Consider the following 4,285-nt stretch of genomic DNA (forward strand, 5'->3'; position numbering starts at 1 on the left):
ACCCGGACTAGTGAAAATATTCGTCGTAATAACACTGGCACGGTTTTTTTCCACCCGTATTGATTCAATCTCCCGGCGTTCCTTAATATACTGCTCAGTAAAGAGAAAGCCGGTCACGTACTCCCTGATATCACCAGGGGCAAGAAGAACCGTGGAGATGTGTCTCCCGTTGATAAAGAGTGCAACGGGTTCTTCATCATGAAGATATGACCCACATTTGTCCGAGACGTCAAGGCCTGCAGGTGATGAACAATCAATAATTTTCATGAATGATGTGATGACGGTACGCTGATATCAAAGATTTGTAAATACTCACTCATATGACAGATAATATAGGAGGCCGCACATACTCTCATAGATCAGATCCATCATGTATATCGGCAGACCTAACATTATTTCACACCTGGTATATTCAATCCTTGCCAGTCTCATTATATTCAGCATCATCTCTTTGCCGGTCCTTTCCGTTGAGAACGCCATGAAAGAACCAGATAATAATATGCATATGATATCTGTTGAGATCCCTCAAAATGAACAAATGGTATATCCCGGCATGATTATCCACCCAATAATAACCATTCGTACTGCTTTAGGCGAGAACGATATAGGCACGCAGGTGTTATTCTCTGCACATATTGGTCCCTACGAACTTATTCAGAATAATACCTATCTGAATGTTTCAGATGGAGAATATAGTGAATACCACGTACCCTTTATGATACCATATATTCAGCCCGGTATCTATCAGCTGACGATTTCCGGTCAGGGGAAAATAGCCGGCGAAGATACGAACATCTGGACGGAACAGCAGAGATTAAAAATACCTGTCGAGGTGATCAGACCAAAACCCAGTACGGGAATCAAAATGTGTAACTGCAAATAACTGCAAAAAATGGTTATCTGAAAATGGAATCCCGGTAGTAGAATATCCCCCCGATTCCCACTATGATGAGAATATACAACTCAGGGTGAGTGAAGAGAAATGACAGATCATCTGAATCACTTGCAGGATACTGCTTCATCTCTTTTTTCAGTTGTTCCAAAAGACGAGACTGATTGGAATGAAGAGGGGGCTTTTGAACTGAATCAAGCGTTTTCTGTGTGTTTGAAATTTTTCCCTGGGACATCTGTGCCTGAGCCAAACCCAGGGAAGCATCAGTATTTCCAGGATCCAAAAAGAGACATTTCTGAAAAGAATCTTCAGCACGTCCATATTCATGAAGAACAGAGTACAGATTCCCTTTCTGAAGGAACAAATCAGGATTATTCAGGGATTTTATTCGTTCCAGCTCATCTAACGCTTTTTCAGGTTCGTTGAGTACTTCATACGCATCACCTCGTTTTTTCCGAAGAATATCTGAGGCATCCTGTCCGGGCTGCAGGCTGAGAGATCTGTTCCATGCATCCAGAGCGGAACTGAGATCTCCGATTTGGTTGAACGCATCACCAGCTTTTGCAGGAAATACCGGATTTTTCGGATCCATCTGCTCCGCAAGCAGATATGACTGAAGTGCTTGCCTATACAATCCTGATTCCATGAGCTCGTCCCCTCTGTGTTCCAGATATTGTGGATCAGAGGACACGGTCCGGTCAGTATCTGATGATCGCAGATCGAAAGTATCAGCCTGCTGCCCAGTATTGGAACGATCGATATACGAGTACCCGATTGGAGGATAAGGTCCGCTCTCACGGTTCTGGACATTCGAGAGTGGTTTCTTGTAATCATCGCCGGTGTCATGATCGTGCTCATCACCGGAGTCGGTACAGGTGTCAGGAGAGAGTAAACATCTTCCCTTTTTAAATGCTTTTTCAGCCTCTTCCTGCTCACCTAGGTCTTTTAATACAGTTCCTTTCCATAACCACCCAGAGGGCCAGGATGGATCCTTCTGAATGAGGAGATCAAATACCATTAGAGCAGATGAATAATCTCCGGCGTTGTATTCAGCAACACCTGTTGCAAGCAGGTTTTCGCACTCGACCGTGGAGGCAGAGATTACCGGAAAGAATACAAGGATGACGGTAATCAGCAAGATGCAATACCCACAAAGACACAAATTGTGACTCATAACATACTCATCGTTTAAAAGACCGGAGCAATGCATCCAAATCCTGGATCATCTCACGAATCTCCCCATATCGATCATTTTTGTCAATTGTCAAAGACCTGCCAATAATCGCATCACACATCTGATAATCGGATCGGAGAGAAAAAGGCAGTATATTTGATGATTCTGCACAGACCGGTGTATGGCCGGTAATGAGGTAATAAAAGATTGCTCCAACCTGGTAAATATCAGTTTTTTTCCCGGGATTTCCATATTTTTCAGGATCATACTGTTCTGGAGCTGCAACCCAGCACCCTTCAGGGATACCGGACTGAACCAGGGCTGCGGTATCAAATCCGGAAATCTTTGGGTTTAAACCTTTATCCAGAAAGATTACCGATGGCTCCAGGAGGTAATGGCGTACTCCCTGCCGATGAATATAATCAATTCCCTCTGCAAGCCCTCTCACGATACGAAGAGCTGCATGCAAAGGTATTGGGACCTTCAGATCTGTAAGAGAATAAATTCGTTTTTTCGATTGCACTGCACCGGAGGGGAGATCAAACTCCATGAAGTAGACAGGATCCCGTTCCCAGAATTTAATACGCATAATATTCTGATGCTTCAGCGATCTCCAGGCCTGTATCTGTAATTCAACCTGGGAAGGAGGAATAGAAACGGAATCGAGAACACGAACCGCTACTTCTTCATTATCTGAAGCTTTCATGGCCCGGTACACGAGGCCTAACCGATCTGATGAGATCAATGCAGAAGGAGTATAGAATGAATACAAAGAGGCTGGAAACCCGGATACAGAGACAGAAGAGGATGAAGAGGAGAATATATGCGTATCATCAGCACGGGTTCCGATTCCATAGGGGCCGCCACTCTTGGGCGATGGTGACTCTGCCACTCCACGTTTTCCGTATTTTTGTACCTTTTTTTCAATCAGATCCCGATAACGCTTGAAAACCGGGTCTTTGGTACCGGATGCGAGCTGCTGATGAAACCATTCAAGGGACTTTTCATACTCTTTTGCAAAGAATAACATAATCCCCCGGTTATAGGGGATATGAACCGATAATGAGAAGGGTTCACCATGCTCCAAAGAGATGCGGATGTTCCTGAAGACTGATGGTTCATCATCTTGTAAATCCTCCATCTCAAGTTCAATCTCTTTTTCTTCGCCAGATGTGATCTGACCAGAGTCCGTTTCAAGAGTAAAAGAATTATGATTTTTTATCTTTAATACAGCAACAATTTTTCCATTTTTCCGGATGAAACGTTCAAAGACCCAGGAGATGTTAACGTTTTTGGGTTTTATCCGATACTGCAAATGAATGTCCTGCTTTTTTTCTTTCCCGTCACCATCGGTATACGTTATCTGCTGAACAACAGCCCGATCCCCGGGCATATCATCAGTAATCTCACGAAGCAGTATTCTGCACTCACCGGGTTTGATCTGAATATTGTCAATAATTATGGAACGACGACCAAGATTTGTAACTTTAATCTTCAATGACTTTATATCACCCTGTCTGAATAATCCTGCAATTGGATCAAACAGGATCTGTTCTTTTAAGAGATTTCTTCGCGTTTCTATTGCATAATCGTGACACTCTTTCTTCTGAAATGGGGACGGAAGAGCCTGATAGATGACTAACTTCGCCTTTTTAATCCTTCCTGTGAGAATCAGAACAGATACTACTGCTGCACATGTCAATGCGCATATCAGGCCCAGGGCAAAGAAAAAATTTGATAGTATCAGTGTCAGGATAGGGTTTGAATTTTCAAACAAAAGAGACTCTTTTGTTTCAATATATAGTATCGTTTTATCAGGACTATAGGTAACCGATTGAATGGAATTGCGCTTGACTTCAACATCGGTCTCCATAATACCTTCTTTTCCTTCAATGGTAATGTGATGTGGTCCAACAGTGATGTCAGAGAGGGTGAGAGGAGTAGTCCCTTTCAGCATCCCGTCAAGGGTTACCGGAAGATGAAGAGGGCCTGCGGATACCTGTATTGTCCCAGTCTCTTCCCTTGAAATTTGTGACCCCTCTGTAATATTCATGCGAAGCGTTACGGGATCTGAGATCGGAATGGTTTTACCAGAAGCTATTACCCGCACAACCGAAAAAACCAGATCTGCATGGCCGGTTGCTCGTGCACTTATGGTAAATGGAAACTGATAACTCTGTCCGGAATGTACCCGCGATCCCTTCGGCAATAGCTGGATC

At 43.6% G+C, this 4,285-nt stretch carries 3 protein-coding genes; all 3 read right to left on the reverse strand.

From position 1 onward, the window contains the following. Positions 1 to 267, reverse strand: a 267-nt coding sequence (locus tag PLA23_RS10930; RefSeq protein WP_324475200.1) for a formate dehydrogenase accessory sulfurtransferase FdhD, incomplete at its 3' end; no start/stop codon positions are given. Positions 268 to 896: 629 nt separating this feature from the next. Continuing rightward, positions 897 to 2,030, reverse strand: coding sequence for a tetratricopeptide repeat protein (locus tag PLA23_RS10935; RefSeq protein ID WP_324475201.1), 1,134 nt, complete (start codon positions 2,028 to 2,030; stop codon positions 897 to 899). A gap of 43 nt (positions 2,031 to 2,073) precedes the next feature. Next, positions 2,074 to 4,285 (reverse strand): protein kinase domain-containing protein (locus PLA23_RS10940; RefSeq protein WP_324475202.1); only part of this gene is annotated, 2,212 nt, incomplete at its 5' end.

Origin of the sequence: Methanospirillum sp., assembly GCF_035406105.1 — an archaeon.
Lineage (GTDB): Archaea > Halobacteriota > Methanomicrobia > Methanomicrobiales > Methanospirillaceae > Methanospirillum.